Origin of the sequence: Puia sp. P3 (genome assembly GCF_050632245.1) — a bacterium.
GTDB lineage: Bacteria > Bacteroidota > Bacteroidia > Chitinophagales > Chitinophagaceae > Puia.
Genome location: NZ_CP192583.1, coordinates 7626232 through 7646629 on the forward strand (window position 1 = coordinate 7626232; position 20398 = coordinate 7646629).

Genomic DNA, 20398 nt, shown 5'->3' on the forward strand with positions numbered 1-20398 from the left:
AGAATATGCTCTATACAGCAGAAGATATCAGACAGCTAAACAATAAGATCCAATACCAGGCCGCCTTTATCGACAGGCTTCGGGACGAGGTTGGCCGCGTCATCGTCGGCCAGCACCACATGCTCGACCGCCTGCTCATCGGCCTCCTGAGCAACGGACACGTCCTCCTCGAAGGCGTCCCCGGTCTTGCCAAAACACTGGCCATAAAATCTTTGGCGCAGGCCATCCACGCCAAATTCAGCCGGATACAGTTCACCCCCGACCTCCTGCCCGCCGACGTCATCGGGACCATGATCTACAATCAGCAGAAGCACGAGTTCGTCGTCCGCAAAGGCCCGATCTTTGCAAACTTCGTGCTCGCCGATGAGATCAACCGCGCCCCCGCAAAGGTCCAGAGCGCCCTGCTCGAAGCCATGCAGGAGCGGCAGGTCACGCTCGGCGAAACCAGCTACCAGCTGGAAGCGCCCTTCCTCGTACTCGCTACGCAAAACCCACTCGAACAGGAAGGTACCTACCCGCTGCCGGAAGCCCAGCAGGACCGCTTCATCATGAAGGTCATCGTCGACTACCCGACCAAACAGGAGGAGCAGCTCATCATCCGCCAGAACGTACAGGGCGTCCAGTCCACGAAGGTCGAACAGGTGGTATCCATGCAGGAGATCATGCAGGCTAAGGACCTCGCGCGCCAGATCTATATGGACGAAAAGGTCGAACACTATATACTGGATATAGTTTTTGCAACGCGCACGCCGGAAAAGTACAAGCTGGAGAAGCTCAAACCACTCATCGCCTATGGCGGCAGCCCGAGGGCCAGCATCAACCTCGCTCTCGCAGCGAAGGCCAACGCTTTTCTGAACAAGAGAGGCTATGTCATACCCGAAGACGTTCGCTCGATCTCCAAAGACGTCCTTCGCCATCGTATCGGGCTGACCTACGAGGCCGAAGCCGAGAACGTCAACGTCGAGAACATTATCGATGAGGTCCTGAAAGTCATTCCTATACCATAAAGAATGCAGCCGAGCATGCTCACTACTACCGAAATATTAAAGAAGGTAAGGGAGCTGGAGATAAAGAGCAAAAGGCTCACCCGCCACCTTTTTACCGGAGAATACCACAGCGCTTTCAAAGGAAGGGGAATGAGCTTCCGTGAAGTGCGTGAGTATGCCGCGGGGGACGATATCCGGTTTATCGACTGGAATGTCAGCGCCCGGTTTAACCACCCGTTCAGCAAGCTCTTTGAAGAAGAACGCGAGCTGTCCGTAATGCTGCTGGTAGACGTCAGCGCCAGTTCGCTGTTCGGCACCGTCCACGCACGGAAGAAAGACCTGATCACCGAGGTCTGCGCCGTCCTCGCCTTCTCCGCTGTCAACAACAACGACAAGGTCGGTGTGATCTTTTTCAGCGACCGGATCGAAGCCTATATCCCCCCGAAAAAGGGGAGGGAACACGTGCTCTATATCGTCCGCAAACTGCTGACGATCGAGCCCAAACGAAAGGGAACCCACCTCGGCGAAGCCATCCGCTTCCTCAACCAGTCCATGCGCCAGAAAGGCATCGTCTTTATGCTGAGCGATTTTCTGGACGACAACGGATTTGAAGAAGCGCTCAAGGTGGGTGGGAAAAGCACGACTTCATCGGTATCAAATTCTACGACAGGATGGATATGGAGCTGCCGGCTATCGGGTTGATCGAAGCCGAGGACTCCGAAACGGGCAGCCACCAGTGGATCGACACCAACGACTACCTGGTCCGCCAGAGTTACCAACAATCTTTTTTTAATCAGACGGAGTTATGTAAAAGCATTTTCCAAAAGGCCGGGTGTGACCTCCTGCACCTGCGTACTGACGAGGACTATGTGAAGATCTTACAGCGTTTCTTCGTCGGACGCCACCGGCCGGGATAGTTCATGAGAAGGATACGAGTATATACCATCGCCGTAGTCATATGCCTCTTTCCAGCAGGGCTCCTGCTCGCGCAAAGACGGCATACTCCGCCTGCCCCTGCGCCTGCACCCGTCCTGAAAGCGACCGTCGACAAGCAGAAGATCGTCATCGGCGAACCTTTACAGCTGATGCTGGAAGCTACCGTCACGGGTGACTCCCCGCTGACCTGGCCCAACCTGGACAGCCTTCCGCACTTTGATTTCCTGCAAAAAGGAAAGGTCGATTCGAGCGTTAGCAAAGGCGACCGCTACTATCGTCAGTATCTGACGGTGACGAGCTTCGATTCCGGCGCCTACGCCATCCCCCGCCTGACCTTTATCGAAGGGAATAAAAAATATTTCAGCGACTCCATCCGCATCGATATCGGGTATTCGAAATTCGACCCGTCCAAAGACTACCACGATATAAAGGACATCGTCGACGTCCCCAATCCGTTCGCGCGCTGGTTCCCATGGATCGTAGGAGGAGTGGCCCTCGTCTGCCTGGCGCTGGTCGTATGGCTGATCCGCAAACGAAAGCTGCTGAAGGAGGCAGCCGCAGCAATGGAGGCGCCACAGCTGTCGGCGTATGAAGAGGCGGTATCGCAGCTGAAACAGCTGGAACTCCAGAAACACCTGCTCTCCGACGGCTCCGCAAAAGTCTACTACAGCAGGCTCGGGGATATCTTCCGCATTTTCCTGCTGCGGCGGCTGGGCATCGCGACCCTGGCTGAAACCAGCGACGAGCTCATCGGCCAGCTACGAAGGCTTTCACTGCCCGGCGACCAGTTCGCGGCGCTGTCCGACACGCTGCGCATGAGCGATTTCGTCAAATTTGCCAAATACCAGCCAGGACTCGCCGATGGCGAACACCACCACCAGACGATCCGCGGCGCGATCGAAACGCTGGAAAAAATGACGGCGGCGAGAGAGGCGGCAGCACACGAGGCGTCAGCAAACTTATCTCCGGGATCAACTGCATCTCCGGGATCGGCTGTCGCGTCCGCGGCTTCGGCTACTGTCCCCCGGCGTCGGCCGCTGAAACGTCCTCTCCAAAATCGGAAAACAAAAACACTAATTAGTGCTCTACGACTGGTACCAACATATCTATTTTGCCCAACCCGCCTTCTTCGGGCTCTTTATCCTGCTGCCGGTCCTCATCTACTGGGAGTGGAAAAAGTCGGACGGTGCACAGGCGACCTTCATGGTATCGTCGGTAGGCCAGTTTCGCGGAGCACGTTCCTCGAAGAACATGCTCCGGCCGCTGCCCTTTATCTTCCGGCTGCTGGCCCTCGCCTCTGTCATTATCGCCCTGGCGCGGCCCCAGACCCGCAATGACGAGCAACTGGTCACCGGCGAGGGCATCGACATCGTTCTTTGTCTGGACATCAGCGGAAGTATGCTGGCCCAGGACTTTACGCCCAACCGGATGGAGGCCGCCAAGAATGTCGCGGGACAGTTCATCGACCAGCGTCCCACGGACCGCATCGGGCTGGTCATCTTCTCCGGCGAGAGCTTCACCATGTGCCCGCTGACCACGGATAGGGTGGTACTCAAGACGCAGCTCTCCAACGTACAGAGCGGCCTGCTGGAAGACGGCACTGCTATCGGCTCGGGCACTGGCAACCGGCGTCGACCGTCTCCGGAGCTCTCCCTCCAAAAGTAAGGTCATCATCCTTCTCACCGACGGGGAGAACAACGGCGGTCTCATCGACCCCAATACCGCGAAAGAGATCGCCAAATCCATCGGCGTCAAGGTATATACAATCGGCATGGGCACGGAAGGTTTTGCCCCGGTGCCCATCCAAACCCCCAACGGCATCGTCTACCAGAAGGAGAAAGTCAACATCGACGAGAAGCTCCTCACCCAGATCGCCACCGAGACCGGCGGCCGCTACTACCGGGCCAAGGACAACGAAAGTTTGAAGAACATCTATGGCGAGATCGACCAGCTCGAAAAGTCAAAGATCGAGACGACGACCCTCCGCCGCTACACCGAACAGTTCTTTCCCTTCGCCCTCGCCGCCGCGCTGCTCGTGCTGCTGGAGTTGTTGCTGAGATGGACGTTGCTGCGGAAATTCCCGTGATTCGTGATGCCTCCGCCTAGAGGATTGGAAGTTTCTCCAGGCGATTCCAGGCAACCACCTGTATATTCTCCCGGGCATATGACTGAATGCCTCCATATACAATAGCGCCGGCATTATTGGACGGACTCAGCTCTTGCCAGTAACGAACATTATCCATAAATGAAGGAGTGAAAGTCGCCGCACTCTTGATCTCTATGGCTAGAGGCCCATCCTGCGTTTCCAGGAGGCAGTCTATTTCTTTGTCGTGGTTATCTTTCCAGAAATACATATTCGCGTCCAGACCTTTATTGAACCTGGTCTTTAATACTTCGGCCAGGACATAATTCTCAAAGACGGCGCCTTTCGCGAAATGCGTCGCCAATTGATCGGGTGCAGTTATGTTTAGTAAATAACAAAGAAGACCTGTGTCGTAGAAATACAGCTTTGGCGATTTGATTATTCGTTTATTGAAATTGGTGTGATAGGGAGGAAGGAGGAATATGACATAACTTTTTTCCAGTATCCGTAACCAGGTCTGGATCGTCGATGGAGATACGCCTGTATCGCTTGCCAGTGACTGAAAGTTTACAATCTGCCCGGCTCTGCCGGCTACCAGAGAAATAAAGCGATTGAATTGAAGCAGATTGGACGTGTGTATCAGCCCCTGGACATCCCTTTCTATGTAAGTGTTCACATAATTGCGATAGAATTCTCTTGGTGGGATATTTCTGTCGTATATTCTTGGATAAAAGCCGGTAAATTCTTGGCGATAAAGATTGTCAGGAAAGGCTATTTTTGCCTTCGCAAGTTCGGAGTATGAGAAAGGTAGGAGGGTTAGCATTCCAATTCTACCGGCAAGGGATTGGCTGATCTTTTCCTGCATCAGGAAATTTTGCGACCCTGTCAGGTAAAATTTGAGTTTTCTATTGGCGTCTGTGAGAACCTGAATATATGAAAATAGCTCCGGTGCATATTGGACCTCGTCTATAATTGCACCTTTGGGAAACCGCTGCAGGAAGTTTTTGGGGTCAGTAGTTGCAAATTCTCTTTCGTCTGGCGATTCGAGATTGACATAAGGGAATTGTCCGGCGGTATTTTGAATAAAAGTGCTCTTGCCGCTTTGACGGGGGCCGGTGATATTTATCACCTGAAAATACTTGTTGTACTCCCTGAATTTCTGAATGATCGCTCGGTTGATCATCTTGTTTAAGTTGTACAAATCTACGATTAAAAATTGAATCGTACAATTATTTATTTTAAATGGCTGATTATCAATAGTTATAAAATATTGTAGATGACGGGAAAGATATACAAATCCACCGGCAGCTGGTACGTCGTAAAGACCCCGGAAGGGAAGGTGTGGAACGCCCGGCTCAGGGGAACGTTCAAGCTGGACGGTATCACTTCCACCAATCCGCTGGCCGTGGGAGACGAGGTAGAGATGGAACCCGAGAATACGGAGGAGACCACGGCGCTTATAACGGAAATATACAGCCGAAGGAATTATATCAACCGCCAGTCTCCTTCGCACCGGATGCAGCACCATATCGTGGCGGCGAATATCGACCAGTCCCTGCTCGTGGTTACGCTGAAGGAACCCCGTACCTCACAGGGTTTTATCGATCGCTGGCTGGTCACCTGCGAGGCCTATCATGTTCCCGCCGTTTTATTGTTCAACAAAAGCGATCTCTATAAGAAGAAGGAAGAAGAGAAATTTGCCGCCTGGAAGGAGATGTACGAACGCATCGGCTATCGTCTTATTCGTATGAGCGTCCACACCGGCGAGGGACTGGGCGAGATCCGCCAGCTTCTCGGCCGGAAAGATCAGCCTCCTCAGCGGGCACTCCGGGGTAGGGAAGTCCTCTTTCCTCAACGCGCTGTTCCCCGAACTCCGCCTCAAGACCCAGGGCGTCAGCGGGTGGAGTGGGAAGGGGATCCATACCACGACCTTTGCGGAGATGTTCGATCTGCCGGCGGATCCCGGCGCCATTGCCCCCGGAACCGAGGGACACCGCTGCCACCTCCGCAACCGAGGACACCCCTGCCCCCGCAATCCAGAGTACTGCTGCCGCTGCAACCCAGAGCACTGCTGCCGCTGCAACCCACGCAACGCAAGACTCATCCGCCGGCCCCGGACGTATCATCGATACCCCCGGCATGCGGGAGTTCGGCCTCGTCGACATCACCCGGCAGGAACTCTCCGGCTATTTCCCCGAAATGCGCGCCCTTGCCGGTCAGTGCCAGTTCAATAACTGTCTGCACCTCGAAGAACCGGGCTGTAAAGTAAAACAGGCTGTCAGCGACGGACAGATCAACATTGACAGATATGAAAGCTATCTGTCCATACTAGGTTCTATAGAAGAAAATAATTATTAGATTCCCACCTGTGTGAACCGCGCTCCCGGCCGCCGCTCCCGCGTGAACCGCGCAACCCGCGCATAAATCACGGTCCCCGTATTATTTCTTCTCCGGCGCCGCATCCACATCGTGCCCCTGCTCTGTAATCTCCTCCTTCAACGGCTCAGGCTGCTTCTCGTCCTTCTCATCCCCAAACAACATCCCCCACGGCTTCAGACTATCTATCCGATCAAAAACTATCTTCGCAATAGCGATCACCGGTATCGCCAGAAAAGTCCCCGGTATCCCCCAAACCGCCTCCCCGACAATCACGCCAAAAACTGTGATCAACGCGTTGATCCGCACCTTCGACCCCACGATCACCGGCAGCAACACATTCGAGTCGATAAGATGGATCCCGAGAATCGTCCCTATCACCAGCAGCAGCTTCGCTGTCCCCGCCGTAGCAAAGGTGACCAGCGTACTCAGACACAGCGCGGTAAAAATGCCGATATAGGGGATGATATTGAAGAGACCCGTCAGCAGCCCCAGCAGGACCGCGTACTTGATGCCCAGGATCCAGAGCGCGAGACAGGTGGCCGCCGCCACGATGACCATCTCCAGCAACAATCCCATGATATACTGCCTGATCTTCGTCTGTATCTGCGCGATGATATCATAAACTATAACCGCATTCTCCTCCTTGAATACCGCCACCAGAAACCTCACGATCAGCCTCCTGTAATAGAGGAGAAAAAAGGTGTCGATCATTATAAAAACAAGGAATAGCAGCAGCGAGGACAGCGACACCAGCGTAGACCCGACGACCGAAGACCCGGTCTCCAGCAGCCTGGAAATGGCATTGTTGACATAGTTGTTCTGCTGCTTGATCCGGACATGGAACTTCATCGATATCCACTGCTGCAGATCGGTGACAGAGGCCAGTACCTGCTGCTTGAACTGAGGCCAGTCCTCGGCCAGGCTGCTAACCTGTGTGCCTACCAGATAGAGAAGGGCCGCCAGTGAGAGAACCAGCAGGAACACCGACAAAGAGAGGCCATACTCCTGGGCATCCGGCAGCGCCGCTCGAGAAAATTTGACACCGGCAGCAGCATGACGGCAAACAATAACGCAAAGACCAGCGGAGCCAGGAATGACTTGCCCCATATAGCGATATAGAGATAAGGCAGATCAAACTCAGAAGCACCATCGCCCAGCTTGGTGTAGAATGGCTGTTTCAATAACATATGGGATAAATACTAGCCAAAAAATCAAGATTCGCCCTCGTTAACCACCGGGAGGACACCAGTCACCCACCACCCCGCGTGAACCGCGCGACCTTCGCCCGCGTGAACCGCGCGCAACGCTACCCGCGTGAACCGCGCGACCCCACCTCCGTGAACCGCGCAACGCTACCGCGCGTGAACCGCGCGACCCTGAATGAAAAAAGGCCGGCCCGCAGGCCGACCTCAAATTGAGCAAACATTCGTTAGACAATCCGCCACTGAAGCCCCGGACTCCTAAGACATATAACGGCAGAGCCGTATTGATCAATAATTTACTTTCCAGAAATTTCGCTACTTCCACCACGGCGTCATTGTCCTTCCGGGGAGCTTCCCTGAACTTGCGGGGATATATGGATATGCCGGTGTAAATGTTGTAATGAAGGGTCAGAATATGCCCCTTGTAAAGAAAGTCCCACATAAGGGAATCGAATTCATCTGTTTTTTGGGTGAACTTAATGTCGAGGTCGTCCGAGAGAATGTTGGCAACTTCGTAGAAGCGTTTCAGTCCGCAGTCGTCGTCGATGACGGCTTCTGTACAGCCGAAATCGGTACGTAGAGTTAAAGGGCTCATAGAGTAGGGATTTTTATAGTTTATGTTTAGGATTTGTACGCTATGTTCATCACACCGCCCGCCGCGGTCCAACTACGCCGTCCTGCACCCCATTTCCTCTACGCTTTGAACTTCGGCCCTCTCGGTACACTTCTCCCCGCTGAGGATCCGCTCCGCACCTATATTCTTCCCATCGCTCGGACAGCCGTACTTCGGTCCAAACATGCTGTGCATCCAGCCACACGACGAGCCTCCGATCAATAAAATGGTCAGGGAAAAAAGAAGAAATATGGGTTTAAGAGCTTTCATGGGATATCCTTATAACGAATTTAAAACCTACAAATATTATCCTGCATTTGCAAGTGAATCCCCCTATGCTTAGCAACGAAAACCCCCTTTTGACCAGCCTTTTAGGGGTAACTGGGTAGGTGTATAACAACCCCTGCCACACCCCTTCACCGGCATTACCTACCTCACCTCCTGCTGTACCTCATCGGCCGCATTCACATCCTTGAACCAGCCCGCATAGATACTAATAGTGGTTGGCAATCCGCTCGATCTGTCCCGAAATAAGGTCCGCCGGAATGTCTTTGATCTTTCTGGCCGGGATCCCGCCATAAATAGTCCCCGATTCGACCTTGGTGCCTTCCGTAACCACAGCCCCGGCCGCGATGATCGAGTTCTTGCCGATTTCGGCATTGTCCATAATGATGGCGCCCATCCCGACGAGCACCTTGTCGCTGAGTGTACAGCCATGGATGATCGCGTTATGCCCGATCGATACCTCATTGCCGATGGTAACACTGGTTTTCTGATAAGTACCGTGAATGATCACGCCGTCCTGGATATTCACCTTGTCGCCGATGGTAATACTGTTGACGTCACCCCCTTACCACTTGCATTGAACCAAACGCTGCACTTGTCTCCCATCTTCACATTGCCGACGATCGTTGCATTGGGGGCGATAAAACAATTCTGTCCAAACTGGGGAACTTGCCTTCTACCGGTAGTATAGTAGCCATATCAGGTGTTTTTGATTCGAAGAAATGATTGACAATCTAATTTACGAACTTTGTGCCTCAATGCATACTCAAAAATCACCGCTTATTTCTTCAACACGTCGCCCAGACCTCACCCGCCCCGCTGGCCATCGAGATCGAAAGGGCAGAAGGCCTTTATTCTCTATGAACCCGCAGGCAAACGGTATCTGGACCTCATCGGCGGCATTAGCGTCTGCAACACCGGACACCGGCATCCCCGCGTCGTTCAGGCAGTAAAAGACCAGGCCGACCGCTATCTGCACCTTCTGGTGTATGGCGAGCTGGTCCAGTCCCCCCAGGTCGAATACGCAGCACTGCTCGCCAGCCATCTCCCCCCATCCCTCAATTCGGTATATTTTACCAATAGCGGGCGCAGAAGCGACGGAAGGCGCCATGAAACTGTCAAAAAGAATCACCGGCCGGCCCGAAATCGTCGCCTTCAACCATTCCTATCACGGCAGCACACAGGGCGCGCTCAGCATTATGGGCGACGAATACTGGCGAAACGCCTTCCGGCCCCTCCTCCCCGGTATCCACCACGTTGAATACAACACACCCGCAGCACTCGACGCCATCACCGAACAAACCGCCTGCGTGATCGCGGAAACCGTTCAGGCAGAAAGAGGAGTATACGCCCCCGATGCCAAATGGCTCCAGGCACTCCGCCGCCGCTGCGACGACACCGGAACCCTGCTGGTCCTGGACGAGATACAGGTGGGTTTCGGACGAACGGGCAGCCTCTGGGGATTTGACCGGTATGACGTGATCCCGGATATCCTCCTGCTCGGCAAAGCCCTCGGCGGAGGACTGCCACTCGGCGCCTTTATCGCCGGCCGCGAAAAAATGGCGACGCTGACCGACAACCCGATACTCGGCCATATCACCACCTTTGGCGGTCACCCTCTCTCCTGCGCCGCCGGCCTTGCGCCTCGGTGCAGGTGCTGCTGGAAGAAGACTATATCTCAGCTGTAGCCGGGAAGGAACAGCTATTCCGTCGTCTGTTGGTCCACCCCGCCATCCGCGAAGTACGAAGCGCAGGCCTGCTGATCGCGGTCGAATTTGAAAACTTCGAACTGAACAAGCGGGTCATCGACTCCTGCATAGACAAGGGGCTGCTCACGGACTGGTTCCTTTTCGCCCCTCAGTGCATGCGCATCGCCCCTCCACTGACGATCGCCGAAGAAGAGATCCAAACCGCCTGCTCAATTATTTTAACAGCAATCACTCAAATTATCTCTTGACTTTCCCCTACCTTTACCAACCTTAGTCTTGCTCCCAACAAATAAATAACACACTACACGCGCGCTGCTTTCTCGTATTACTCCCACGGATAAGTGAAGTTTCCGTATTGTAATCCTTAAATAATTAGCTATGTCACAGTTTTTAGACAAGAAAGAACTGTTCGACAGTATTTTGCACCTCAAAGACGAGGAGAAGCAGAATCCTCTGGGAGTGATCGAACAGTTCTTCAACGACTACCGGCTGCACGAATGCCGCCATACCTTATGGGCAATGGTGGAAACCTGTCTGACCACAGACAACGCAGAATTTAGCGACCCGGACGAGCGAGGCAATCTCATCCAAAGGTACCGGGACCTTGAAAGACTCCTGGAAGCGGGCACCCTGCTGGTGCAGAGGCGACAACAGAAATAACGCTCTTGCCCCTGGCACCTGAGCCCGTGCACCTGCTCCCGGGCACCCGCCCCCGAACAGACGACCCGCAAAAAAAAGATTTGCCTTAAGAAAACCAAACCCGTCTTTTTTCCGTATATCCTACTGAATGAGAAGAATAATTTTGGCTAGGAATTTGATTAGTTATCCCTGCTGTCCAGCAGGGATTTTTGTTTTTACCCCTGCAGCAGCCGAAAAACCAACACCGCCAGCAAGCTACCCAGCACCGGCCCCACTACCGGAACCCACGCATATGCCCAGTCCCCATCCCTTTTCCCCGGCACCGGCAGCAGACTATGCATGATCCGCGGCCCCAGATCGCGCGCCGGATTGATAGCATAACCCGTAGGGCCACCCGGTCCAAGACCGATGCCCAGCACCAGCAGACTCACCGGAAGCGCATCCAGCGCCCCAAGACTACTCGACGGCGAAGCAATAAAAAAGATCCCGAGGATCAGCACAAAGGTCGCAATCGTCTCCGTCAAAAGATTGCTTCCATAACTTCGTATAGCCGGCGCAGTGCAAAAAACGGCCAGCTTGGCATTCGCATCGGCCGTCGCTCCGAAAATGCAGCCGAAAACACAACCAGGCCACCAGCGAACCTGCCATCGCCCCCAGCATCTGCGCCGCGATGTACATTGGCACCGAAGCCCAGGGGAATTTCCCAAGCGCCGCGAATGCAATGGTCACCGCCGGATTGAGGTGCGCCTTGCTCGACGCCGCCGAACAATACACGCCTATAAAAACCGCCATCGCCCACCCAAAACTGATCACGATCCACCCGCTGTTCTGCCCCTTACTCTTTTCAAGGACAACATTGCTGACCACGGTCTGGCCGATGAACAACAGCAGACCGGTTCCGATAAATTCGCCCCAAAATGGCGTCATGGTATAGTAGTTTAGTTTATGGCTTCGCAAAATAGCTCGCCGCCAGATAGCCTTCCGCCAGCGACCTGAACTCCTCCACCTGCCGGTCCTGCCACGCCGCATCCATCCCCAACTCCTCCGCCAGCAACGCCGCCACCGCCGGCGCCGCGTCGATCGCCGCCTGCGCATCCAGCAACAACGACCGCGTCCGCCGGCTCAGCGCATCCTCCAGCGTCATGCACATCTCTTCCCGCGCGGCCCAAACGATCTCCGCCCTGATATACGGAAGCCGGTGGTGCAGCCGCTCTCCCAGCAGCGGGTGTGCCTTTACGATAGCGCGGATCGCTTGCGCGTCCGTACCGTGATAGTGCAGCGGCCCCTCTTCGACCGCGCCGGGAGGCGCCCCGTGTATCGGCAGCCTCGCCGTAATGCACTCCTTCACCGGCAGACCGGCCTTCCCGATCGCAGTATTCACCGTGTCCTCCGCCATACGCCGGTACGTAGTCCACTTCCCGCCCGTCACGGTCACGAGCCCGGCATCTGAAACCAGAATCAGATGGTCCCCGGCCAGCTCGGCCGTCTTCTTGCTGCTGCTCTTCACCAGCGGCCTGAGCCCCGCATATACACTACGGATATCCGCCGCCGTTGGCGTCTTCTTCAGATATCGTCCTATCTGCTTCAGAATAAAATCGACCTCCTCCGGCAGGGCCCGCGGTTCGATGTCCACGTGATCCACCGGCGTGTCGGTCGTCCCGATAATGATCCTGTCGTGCCAGGGCACGGCAAACAACACCCGCCCGTCGTCGGTATGCGGCACGAGTATGGAAGCCCCGCCCGGCAAAAAATCTTTGTCCAGCATGATATGCACTCCCTGACTTGGCGCGATGATCGGCTCCGCGTCCGGCTCGTCCATTTGCAGGATACTGTCGGTAAAGACGCCCGTTGCGTTGATGACGACCTTAGCGTTTATAGTATACCGTTTCCCGCTGAACTCGTCCACGGCGACGACGCCCGAGACCTTTCCATTGGTTTTTGGCAATTCCTCGACCCTGCAATAGTTGAGAAGGACGGCCCCCTGTTCGGCCGCCGTCATCGCCAAATGGATGGCCAGCCTGGCGTCGTCGAACTGACCGTCGTGATAGAGCACCCCGCCGCGCAGCCCTTCGTCGTCGAGGGTAGGGGCCAGCTCCAGCGTTTCTTCCCTCGACAGCAGCCGCGACTTGCCCAGACCCAGATTGCCCGCCATCCAGTCATATACCTTCAGCCCGATGCCATAGAACGGGCCTTCCCACCATTTGTAGTTGGGAACGATGAACGACATATTTTTTACGAGATGCGGAGCGTTCCGCCACAGGATGCCCCGCTCGTGCAGCGCCTCCGTGACCAGCTTGATATTCCCCTGCTGGAGATAGCGGACCCCGCCGTGCACCAGCTTGGTAGCGCGCGACGACGTACCCTTTGCAAAATCATGCTGCTCCAGCAGCAGCGTGGTGAAACCCCTCGAAGCCGCATCCACGGCCACGCCCAGACCCGCAGCGCCGCCGCCGATGATACAGATGTCCCATAACGCCCGGTCCTGCGCTTCCAAAGCCAGTACCATGTTTTGTCGATTCATAGAATTGTTCTTTATCTTCCGTCGGCCCACGCGATAGCCGCCTTTACGGCCCGCTGCCATCCTGCCAATAGTGTTTCCGCCTGGCCCGCCGTCATCGCCGGGTCATACCGGCGGTCGACTTCCCACTGCTTGCGAATATCTTCTTCCGAGCTCCAGTAGCCGACGCCAAGTCCCGCCAGATAGGCCGCGCCGAGCGCCGTCGTCTCGGTCACCGTGGGCCTCACCACGGGCACGCCCAGTATATCGGACTGAAACTGCATCAGACCGTCATTCGCCGTCGCGCCCCGTCGACCCGCAGCTCTTTCAGCACGATCCCGCTGTCGGCCTGCATCGATTTCAGCACGTCATAGGTCTGATAGGCGATGCTTTCCAGCGCCGCGCGGGCGATATGCGCCTGCGTAGTGCCGCGCGTCATCCCAAAAAGACTACCCCGCGCGTGCTGGTTCCAGTGCGGGAGCGCCAAGACCCGCGAAGGCGGGCACCATATAGACCCCGTCCGAACTTTCCACCTTTGCCGCCAGCGCTTCGACTTCTTCCGACTTGCGGATGAAGTGCAGCCCGTCCCGCAGCCACTGAACCACCGCGCCGGCGATAAAAATGCTGCCCTCGAGGGCGTATGCCGTCTTCCCATTGCGCGTCCAGGCAACGGTCGTGAGGAGGTTATTCTTTGACTGAACGGCGTCCCCGCCGGTGAACATCAGCATGAAACAACCGGTACCGTAGGTGTTTTTCACCATGCCCGGCTGCGTACAGAGCTGGCCGAAGAGCGCCGCCTGCTGGTCCCCCGCGATGCCCGCGATGGGCACACCCACGGAGCCGGGAGCCATGATGCTGGCCGTATGACCATACACTTCACTCGAACTCCTCACCTCCGGCAGCACCGACGCGGGTATATCGAAAAGACGCAGGAGTTCAGGATCCCACTCACATTTATGGATGTTGAAAAGCAGCGTACGCGAGGCGTTGGTGCTGTCTGTAATATGCAGCTTGCCGGCCGTCGGCTTCCAGACCAGCCAGCTGTCGATGGTGCCAAAAGCCAGCTCGCCCTTACCGGCCTTAGCCCTCGCATCGGGCACCTGGTCGAGGATCCATTTTAGTTTGGTTGCGGAAAAATAGGCGTCGATGACCAGACCGGTCCGCTGCTGAATCAGGGCTGAATGCCCCTCCGCCTTCAGCTGGTCGCAGTATGCCGCGGTCCGCCGATCCTGCCAGACAATGGCCGGGTGTATCGGTTTACCCGTCTGGCGGTCCCAAACCACAACCGTCTCCCGTTGATTGGTAATGCCGATGGCGGCGACATCCTTTGTGGTACTGCTGTTTTTGGCCAGGACCTCGGCCAGCACACTGTATTGCGTGGACCATATCTCCTCGGGGTCATGCTCGACCCAGCCGGGCTGTGGGTAGTACTGTTTGAACTCCCGCTGGGCTATCTGGCGGATCTGGCCGTTCTGGTCGAAAAGTATCGCCCTGCTGCTGGTGGTACCCTGGTCGAGGGCGAGAACATAAGTGGGTGGCATTTAATCGTTTTTAACTTCGTGATCTACAGCATTACTGCTACTATGCTTCCGTGGACTTCGCTTCGCTCGGGAACCCTCCGTTCATCGGCACCAACCCAGGTCAGCAACAACTATTTCGGAAGTTAGGAAAAACTTGTTCATTACAATAATTGTATTTAGATTTACGTAAGTACTTACGTAATTGATAATATTATGGACTTCTACACGCGCACGGGCAAGATGGCTCTGGGCAGCCGTCTCCGCCGCCTCAGCGAGAGTATGACCGAACAGGCCGCCGGCATCTACGAACTCTATCAGGTGGATCTTCAGCCCAAATGGTTTCCGGTCTTTTATTCTCTGTCTCCTACGGAAGAAAAGTCGATCACCGGTATTGCCCGGGAAATTGGGCATACCCATCCCTCCGTGAGTCAGATCGTGAGGGAGCTGGCAGCAAAAGGATATATTATCGAGAAGAAAGGGGAAGCCGACGGACGCAAGAACTTTGTGCTGCTCTCGCCGGCGGGTCTGGCCATGCGCGAAAAGATGCAGGCGCAGCTGGACGACGTCACCACAGCCATTGAGAAGGCCATGAAAGAGACGCACCACGACCTCTGGCGGGCGATCGGGGAATGGGAGTTCCTCCTCGAACAGAAAAGCCTCCTGCGCCGGGTGCAGGAAGAAAAGAAGGCGCGGGAGAGCGGGCAGGTGGAGATCGTGGACTATACCCCGGAAATGCAACCCGCTTTCCGCCGGCTCAACGAGGAATGGATCACCAAATATTTCCGGATGGAAGAGAGCGACTACAAGGCGCTGGACCATCCTAAAGAATACATTCTCGATAAGGGCGGACATATCTTCATGGCCCTCTACAAGGGCGGGGCCGTCGGCGCGTGTGCGATCATTCCGATGGACGACGGTGGTTTTGAGCTGGCCAAGATGGCCGTTTCGCCCGCGGCGCAGGGGCTGGGCATCGGCTTCCTCATCGGCCGGGCCTGCATCGAAAAGGCCCGCGCGCTCGGCGCCCGCCGCGTCTATCTCGAAAGCAATACGACCCTCAAACCCGCGATCAACCTCTACCACAAGCTGGGTTTCCGCAAGGTGGCGGGGCCGCCCTCGCCGTACGAACGCTGTAATATACAGATGGAGCTGGTACTCTAGTGGTGCCGCTCCGCCGCCCATGCCCGAGCCAATGATCTGCCGCCCGCCGCGAAGTTCCCGCGCCGCCCGCCGCGAAGTTCCCGCGCCGCCCGCCGCGCATGAACCGTCCCCCCTCGTGAACCGCCCCCAAGTCCCCACGTGAACCGTCCCCCCCGCGTGAACCGCCTACCACAAAAAAATCCCCCCAACCCTTGCGCAAACCAAATTTTCCCCTTTACTTTGTAATCCAAAGTACTTTTATGACCAGCCAAAGCCCGACAGAGCAATCTCAGTCCCTCGAAGCCCTACAGGACATAAGGCGGATGATGGAGCGCTCCTCCCGTTTTATCTCCCTCAGCGGACTCAGCGGGGTCAGCGCCGGCATCTGCGCGCTTATCGGGGCCTGGATCGCTCGCATCTGGCTGGTGGAATACTGGGGCGGAGTCGTGTCCGGCACCCTTTCCGACGGCGACGGTCTCCACGAGCAGACCCGCGGATCCCTTCACGGCGCCAATCCCACTGTCCGGGACCTCCAGGTCAGACTGATCGCACTGGCCCTCGGTGTCCTGGTCACAGCCCTGGCCACCTCCACCTGGTTTACCTGGCGGAAGGCCCGCAAAAGCCAGCTACCCATCTGGGACCACGCCTCCAAAAACTGGCGGTGAACATGGCCATCCCGCTCGCTGCCGGAGGCTTCTTTGTCCTCGCACTGATACACTATTCCGACTGGGTCTATGTCGCGCCCGCCTGCCTGATATTCTATGGACTGGCCCTCGTCAACGCAAGTAAATTTACCCTGACCGATATTCGCTACCTCGGACTGCTCGAAGTAGCCCTCGGCTGCATAAGCATGTATTACCCGCATGAAGGACTGTACTTCTGGGCCGCAGGCTTTGGAGTGCTCCACATTATCTATGGGCTGATCATGTGGTGGAAATACGAAAGACCATGAAGAATCCGATAGGAAATCTTAATAAAGTATTCGATAGTCGCATCCGCATGGGGGTGATGAGCATCCTGTTGATGAACGAAGAGGTCAGCTTTAACGACCTCAAACAACTGCTCGAACTGACAGATGGCAACCTCGCCTCCCACATGATCAATCTGGAGGAGAATGGCTTTATCAAGGTTCATAAAGGATTCATCGGACGAAAAACAAATACGACGTACTCGATCACCAAAGCCGGCGAAAAGGCGTTCAAAGAACACCTTGAAGCGCTGGAAAGCATGATCAAAGGCGTCAGCAAAGGCTAGCTGGCAAAGGCGCATGGACCAGGCACCGGGGGAAACCCGGGGACCAGGCACACGCCAAAAACCGGGACCAGGCACCGGGGAAAACCAGCGGACCGGGCACCCGGCTGCCGGCCAAAAAGTAACAAGGGTTTTAAACCCTATTTTTTGACACAAACACTTTGAAATTCAAAGCACTTTCATAAAAAACAGACAAACTATGTTACGCTCAAACTTCCTCCGCCCACTTACCTCCGGCCTCCTCGGAATAACCCTCATGCTTCCAGCCAGCTACTTCATGCTGACCCTTCTGGCCCGCATCTTCTTTGGCGCGAAAGGCATGTATTATTATATCGCACCCTCCTTCCTCCAGTCGCCGTATCACCTCTTCGCCTTTCACAAGGCGCAGTTGATCGTCATCAGCCTGATCCTCGCTATATTATTCAATGTCCTGACGATAGTTCGCGTCGACCTCGAACGCGGAAAGCACGGCCTGGAGCTGGGCTTCTCCATCCGTCGCTACTGGCTGAACACCGCCGTCGCCCTGCAAGCCCTGTTGTTGTTGATCGTACTCATTGCCTATACCCTGATCCAGCACGTCCGCTACTAAATCTTTTCTTATGAAGATCAAAATGATCCTGCCGGCGCTGACGGAGGCTAAGAGCCCTTTCTGGCGCCCGATAAAGTATTCGCTGTTCCCGCCGCTGGGACTGGCCACACTGGCGGCATACTGCTCGCCCGGCGACAGCATCGAGCTCCAGGACGAACACGTCGAAGAGCTGCACCTCGAAGACGAACCCGACCTGGTGATCATCCAGGTCTATATCACCAACGCCTTCCGGGCATATGATATCGCCGACCATTACTTGCTGCGGGGCGTCTATGTCTGTCTCGGCGGGCTCCACGTCAGCTCGTTGCCGGACGAGGCCATCAAACACGCGGACAGCATATTTATCGGTCCCGGCGAAGATACTTTTCCGGAGTTCCTCAAAGACTTCAGGAACAAATGCCCTAAGAAGATCTACCGCAACAAGGTGCGGGACATTGCGTCCATCCCGCCGATCCGCCGCGACCTTATCCGGCGTAACCGCTATCTCGTGCCCAATTCGATCGTCGTCTCCCGCGGCTGCCCGCACCACTGCGACTTCTGCTATAAGGACGCTTTCTTCGAAGGCGGGCGCTCGTTCTATACGCAGCAGATAGACGCAGCCCTGGCGGAGATCGACCGGCTTCCGGGTCGCCACCTTTATTTTCTCGACGACCACCTGCTGGGGAACCAGCGCTTTGCCTCGGGTCTGTTTGATGGGATGAAGGGAATGAACAGGGTCTTCCAGGGCGCCTCGACGATCGACGCGATCCTCAGGGGCGACCTCATCGAAACCGCCGCCGAAGCAGGCATGCGCAGTGTCTTTGTAGGATTTGAAACGCTGAACAGCAACAACCTCGCCCAGAGCAACAAAAGACAGAACATGGGCCGCGACTACGAAGAAGCAATAAGACGCCTCCACTCGCTGGGTATCATGATCAATGGTAGCTTTGTATTCGGGCTGGACGACGACGACCCCGACGTATTCCAAAGGACCGTCGACTGGGCGGTTAAAAATTCGCTGACTACCTGTACCTTTCATATTCTTACGCCTTATCCCGGTACCCGTCTGTTCAGCACCATGGAAGCGCAGGGCAGAATATTGCATCGCGAATGGGACCAGTACGATACCCGTCAGGTCGTGTATAAGACGGTCGGCCTCACGGCGGAGCAGCTGAAATCCGGATATGACCACGCCTACAGGTCGTTCTATTCCTGGTCCAATATCGCGAGGGCCAGCCTGGGGCATGACAACCTGAAACACGCGATCAAACATTTTGCCTACGCGGGCGGATGGAAGAAATTCGAGCCGGTATGGAATTTTATGATCAAGACAAAAGGGCTCAATAGGATGTTGCCGCTGCTCGAGGCGATCCTGTCAAAGGTAAAAGGTCAGAAAGCAACGCCGTCCCCCTTCCCGGCAATTGCATAGAAAAACAATATATATGGAACCAGAAGTCAGATTTTCCATCCGTAGCCGCATCAGGAGTTTTAGGTTCGCCTTCGCCGGCATCCGCAGCTTTATCACCAGGGAACACAACGCCCGGATACACCTTGCTGCAACAGCCGGAGTAATAGCCGCGGCGATCCTTTTCCACGTCTCGCTGGCAGAAGCCTGCGTGCTGCTAATAGTGACCTCGCTGGTATGGATAACCGAAATGCTCAATACCTGTATCGAACGGATGGCCGATCTGATCACCCTCGAACAAAATCCACAAATTAAATTCATCAAAGACATCGCAGCGGCTGCAGTGCTGATTGCGGCTATCACCGCCGTCGTTACGGGTCTGATCATCTTTATACCCAAATTATTATGAAGGACCTAATATTTCCAGTTACTATCCGGAAACCACTCTTCCTCCGGACGGAGCTCGACCGGATGCTGACCTCTTCAATGTGCTTCAGCTGTATGCTCGTATTCATCCGGGTGCTGCATACCGGCCGGCCCATTTTCATCTTCATGATCTGGAACCTCTTTTTAGCCTATATACCCTACGCCTTATCCACATGGCTCACGGCCGAGGTATGGCCTAGGTCGGGATGACAGGACCTCGCCGCCGGGCGATCAGCGGTGGGGCTCCCGGCCGGCCCTGAGTTTTCGCGCCTGGACACGCCGCCTCCGCAAAAGACGGTTGTTGATCGTTCTCTCCTTTGTGTGGCTGCTCTTTATTCCCAACGCCTTCTACATGCTCACCGACCTCTATCATCTCAACGACGGCAGCCGCCACGAGCAGAGTTCCCGAATGGTTCGACCTCTCGCTGATCCTGTCGTTCGCCTTCAACGGTCTGCTGCTCGGTGTGCTCTCGGTGCGTCAGATGGAGCGGCTCTTTCTTCCCAACCCGACCACCATCGGCAGCTGGCTCTTTCTTTATCCTATCATGGTCCTCAACGCGCTCGGCGTCTACACGGGGCGATACCTCCGCTATAACAGCTGGGACATCATCTCCGACCCACTGGCAGCTGCTGCGGGACATGATAAGCATGGTGGTCCATCCCCTCCGGAATCAACCTGTCTGGAGCATGGTACTCTGTTTTTCGATCCTGCTGATGCTGATCTACCGCCTGCTGCAAAGAGGGAGTAAGGCGCTGGCCTGA

At 55.6% G+C, this 20398-nt stretch carries 28 protein-coding genes and 4 pseudogenes; 21 read left to right on the plus strand and 11 right to left on the minus strand.

The annotated features are described in order from the left end of the window. Positions 1 to 5 precede the first annotated feature (5 nt). The 6 genes and pseudogenes from ACQ86N_RS48000 to ACQ86N_RS48025 all read left to right on the plus strand — a co-directional run bounded on the left by ACQ86N_RS48000 (position 6) and on the right by ACQ86N_RS48025 (position 4008). The gene (locus tag ACQ86N_RS48000) at positions 6 to 1007 is read left to right on the plus strand and encodes an AAA family ATPase (RefSeq protein ID WP_431213264.1); all 1002 of its coding nucleotides are present in this window, start codon (positions 6 to 8) and stop codon (positions 1005 to 1007) included. A 3-nt stretch (positions 1008 to 1010) separates the two neighbouring features. Further along, the gene (locus tag ACQ86N_RS48005; protein ID WP_431213265.1) at positions 1011 to 1688 is read left to right on the plus strand and encodes a DUF58 domain-containing protein; all 678 of its coding nucleotides are present in this window, start codon (positions 1011 to 1013) and stop codon (positions 1686 to 1688) included. Then, positions 1658 to 1903, plus strand: a complete 246-nt coding sequence (locus ACQ86N_RS48010) for a hypothetical protein (RefSeq protein WP_431213266.1) — start codon at positions 1658 to 1660, stop codon at positions 1901 to 1903. Before ACQ86N_RS48005 ends, ACQ86N_RS48010 begins: the two co-directional genes overlap by 31 nt. A gap of 3 nt (positions 1904 to 1906) precedes the next feature. Next, a pseudogene (locus tag ACQ86N_RS48015) lies at positions 1907 to 2296 on the plus strand (BatD family protein); the annotation flags it as partial. 706 nt (positions 2297 to 3002) lie between these two features. Beyond that, positions 3003 to 3587: a vWA domain-containing protein gene (locus tag ACQ86N_RS48020; RefSeq protein WP_431213267.1), complete on the plus strand. Its 585-nt coding sequence runs from the start codon at positions 3003 to 3005 to the stop codon at positions 3585 to 3587. 7 nt (positions 3588 to 3594) lie between these two features. Next, positions 3595 to 4008, plus strand: coding sequence for a vWA domain-containing protein (locus ACQ86N_RS48025; RefSeq protein ID WP_431217901.1), 414 nt, complete (start codon positions 3595 to 3597; stop codon positions 4006 to 4008). Positions 4009 to 4024: 16 nt separating this feature from the next. Here the strand turns inward: ACQ86N_RS48025 and ACQ86N_RS48030 are convergent, their stop codons facing one another. Continuing rightward, positions 4025 to 5188 (minus strand): ATP-binding protein, encoded by a 1164-nt coding sequence (locus tag ACQ86N_RS48030; RefSeq protein WP_431213268.1) that lies wholly within the window; start codon positions 5186 to 5188, stop codon positions 4025 to 4027. A gap of 93 nt (positions 5189 to 5281) precedes the next feature. Between ACQ86N_RS48030 and rsgA (ACQ86N_RS48035) the strand changes: the two are divergent. Together rsgA (ACQ86N_RS48035) and rsgA (ACQ86N_RS48040) are read left to right on the plus strand one after the other, a co-directional pair. Next, a pseudogene (gene rsgA, locus ACQ86N_RS48035) lies at positions 5282 to 5737 on the plus strand (GTPase RsgA); the annotation flags it as partial. A 73-nt stretch (positions 5738 to 5810) separates the two neighbouring features. After that, entirely contained in the window at positions 5811 to 6239 is a 429-nt protein-coding gene (gene rsgA, locus ACQ86N_RS48040; protein ID WP_431217902.1) for a GTPase RsgA, read from the plus strand. A 205-nt stretch (positions 6240 to 6444) separates the two neighbouring features. Here rsgA (ACQ86N_RS48040) and ACQ86N_RS48045 read toward each other — a convergent pair whose 3' ends face one another. From ACQ86N_RS48045 to ACQ86N_RS48065, 5 genes are all read right to left on the minus strand, one after another. Beyond that, a complete protein-coding gene (locus ACQ86N_RS48045; protein WP_431213269.1) occupies positions 6445 to 7491 on the minus strand; it encodes an AI-2E family transporter in 1047 nt (348 codons plus the stop codon). A gap of 120 nt (positions 7492 to 7611) precedes the next feature. After that, the gene (locus tag ACQ86N_RS48050) at positions 7612 to 8181 is read right to left on the minus strand and encodes a hypothetical protein (protein ID WP_431213270.1); all 570 of its coding nucleotides are present in this window, start codon (positions 8179 to 8181) and stop codon (positions 7612 to 7614) included. A 72-nt stretch (positions 8182 to 8253) separates the two neighbouring features. Beyond that, entirely contained in the window at positions 8254 to 8469 is a 216-nt protein-coding gene (locus tag ACQ86N_RS48055) for a hypothetical protein (RefSeq protein ID WP_431213271.1), read from the minus strand. A gap of 223 nt (positions 8470 to 8692) precedes the next feature. Then, complete coding sequence (locus tag ACQ86N_RS48060; protein ID WP_431213272.1) at positions 8693 to 9013, minus strand: gamma carbonic anhydrase family protein; 321 nt, start codon at positions 9011 to 9013, stop codon at positions 8693 to 8695. Then, entirely contained in the window at positions 9010 to 9126 is a 117-nt protein-coding gene (locus ACQ86N_RS48065) for a hypothetical protein (RefSeq protein ID WP_431217903.1), read from the minus strand. The genes ACQ86N_RS48060 and ACQ86N_RS48065 overlap by 4 nt, the downstream gene beginning before the upstream one ends. 106 nt (positions 9127 to 9232) lie before the next feature. Here ACQ86N_RS48065 and ACQ86N_RS48070 point away from each other — a divergent pair. From ACQ86N_RS48070 to ACQ86N_RS48085, 4 genes and pseudogenes are all read left to right on the plus strand, one after another. Beyond that, a pseudogene (locus ACQ86N_RS48070) lies at positions 9233 to 9487 on the plus strand (aminotransferase class III-fold pyridoxal phosphate-dependent enzyme); the annotation flags it as partial. A gap of 106 nt (positions 9488 to 9593) precedes the next feature. Next, complete coding sequence (locus tag ACQ86N_RS48075) at positions 9594 to 10172, plus strand: aminotransferase class III-fold pyridoxal phosphate-dependent enzyme (RefSeq protein WP_431213273.1); 579 nt, start codon at positions 9594 to 9596, stop codon at positions 10170 to 10172. Continuing rightward, positions 10133 to 10441: an aminotransferase class III-fold pyridoxal phosphate-dependent enzyme gene (locus ACQ86N_RS48080; protein ID WP_431213274.1), complete on the plus strand. Its 309-nt coding sequence runs from the start codon at positions 10133 to 10135 to the stop codon at positions 10439 to 10441. Before ACQ86N_RS48075 ends, ACQ86N_RS48080 begins: the two co-directional genes overlap by 40 nt. 130 nt (positions 10442 to 10571) lie before the next feature. Beyond that, entirely contained in the window at positions 10572 to 10853 is a 282-nt protein-coding gene (locus ACQ86N_RS48085) for a hypothetical protein (RefSeq protein WP_431213275.1), read from the plus strand. Positions 10854 to 11047: 194 nt separating this feature from the next. On the opposite strand, the gene ACQ86N_RS48090 is transcribed toward ACQ86N_RS48085, so the two are convergent. From ACQ86N_RS48090 to ACQ86N_RS48110, 5 genes and pseudogenes are all read right to left on the minus strand, one after another. After that, on the minus strand, positions 11048 to 11407 hold the full coding sequence (locus ACQ86N_RS48090) for an MIP/aquaporin family protein (RefSeq protein WP_431217904.1): 360 nt from the start codon (positions 11405 to 11407) through the stop codon (positions 11048 to 11050). After that, entirely contained in the window at positions 11289 to 11759 is a 471-nt protein-coding gene (locus ACQ86N_RS48095) for an MIP/aquaporin family protein (RefSeq protein WP_431213276.1), read from the minus strand. Before ACQ86N_RS48095 ends, ACQ86N_RS48090 begins: the two co-directional genes overlap by 119 nt. Positions 11760 to 11775: 16 nt before the next feature. Then, positions 11776 to 13353 (minus strand): glycerol-3-phosphate dehydrogenase/oxidase, encoded by a 1578-nt coding sequence (locus ACQ86N_RS48100; protein ID WP_431213277.1) that lies wholly within the window; start codon positions 13351 to 13353, stop codon positions 11776 to 11778. Positions 13354 to 13364: 11 nt separating this feature from the next. Then, a pseudogene (locus ACQ86N_RS48105) lies at positions 13365 to 13768 on the minus strand (FGGY-family carbohydrate kinase). 10 nt (positions 13769 to 13778) lie between these two features. Then, positions 13779 to 14870 (minus strand): FGGY family carbohydrate kinase, encoded by a 1092-nt coding sequence (locus tag ACQ86N_RS48110; RefSeq protein WP_431213278.1) that lies wholly within the window; start codon positions 14868 to 14870, stop codon positions 13779 to 13781. Between the two features lie 192 nt (positions 14871 to 15062). Here ACQ86N_RS48110 and ACQ86N_RS48115 point away from each other — a divergent pair, with 192 nt between their 5' ends. The 9 genes from ACQ86N_RS48115 to ACQ86N_RS48155 all read left to right on the plus strand — a co-directional run bounded on the left by ACQ86N_RS48115 (position 15063) and on the right by ACQ86N_RS48155 (position 20385). After that, complete coding sequence (locus ACQ86N_RS48115) at positions 15063 to 16007, plus strand: bifunctional helix-turn-helix transcriptional regulator/GNAT family N-acetyltransferase (protein ID WP_431213279.1); 945 nt, start codon at positions 15063 to 15065, stop codon at positions 16005 to 16007. Positions 16008 to 16246: 239 nt separating this feature from the next. Next, a complete protein-coding gene (locus tag ACQ86N_RS48120) occupies positions 16247 to 16651 on the plus strand; it encodes a hypothetical protein (protein WP_431213280.1) in 405 nt (134 codons plus the stop codon). Positions 16652 to 16653: 2 nt separating this feature from the next. Further along, positions 16654 to 16938 (plus strand): hypothetical protein, encoded by a 285-nt coding sequence (locus ACQ86N_RS48125; RefSeq protein WP_431213281.1) that lies wholly within the window; start codon positions 16654 to 16656, stop codon positions 16936 to 16938. After that, on the plus strand, positions 16935 to 17240 hold the full coding sequence (locus tag ACQ86N_RS48130) for a winged helix-turn-helix domain-containing protein (protein WP_431213282.1): 306 nt from the start codon (positions 16935 to 16937) through the stop codon (positions 17238 to 17240). The genes ACQ86N_RS48125 and ACQ86N_RS48130 overlap by 4 nt, the downstream gene beginning before the upstream one ends. A 196-nt stretch (positions 17241 to 17436) precedes the next feature. Continuing rightward, on the plus strand, positions 17437 to 17826 hold the full coding sequence (locus tag ACQ86N_RS48135; RefSeq protein ID WP_431213283.1) for a hypothetical protein: 390 nt from the start codon (positions 17437 to 17439) through the stop codon (positions 17824 to 17826). A 10-nt stretch (positions 17827 to 17836) separates the two neighbouring features. After that, the gene (locus ACQ86N_RS48140) at positions 17837 to 19234 is read left to right on the plus strand and encodes a B12-binding domain-containing radical SAM protein (protein ID WP_431213284.1); all 1398 of its coding nucleotides are present in this window, start codon (positions 17837 to 17839) and stop codon (positions 19232 to 19234) included. A gap of 13 nt (positions 19235 to 19247) precedes the next feature. After that, the gene (locus ACQ86N_RS48145; protein WP_431213285.1) at positions 19248 to 19619 is read left to right on the plus strand and encodes a diacylglycerol kinase; all 372 of its coding nucleotides are present in this window, start codon (positions 19248 to 19250) and stop codon (positions 19617 to 19619) included. Beyond that, positions 19616 to 19846: a hypothetical protein gene (locus ACQ86N_RS48150; protein ID WP_431213286.1), complete on the plus strand. Its 231-nt coding sequence runs from the start codon at positions 19616 to 19618 to the stop codon at positions 19844 to 19846. Before ACQ86N_RS48145 ends, ACQ86N_RS48150 begins: the two co-directional genes overlap by 4 nt. Before the next feature lie 161 nt (positions 19847 to 20007). Beyond that, positions 20008 to 20385, plus strand: coding sequence for a DUF1361 domain-containing protein (locus ACQ86N_RS48155; protein ID WP_431217905.1), 378 nt, complete (start codon positions 20008 to 20010; stop codon positions 20383 to 20385). Positions 20386 to 20398: the final 13 nt, after the last annotated feature.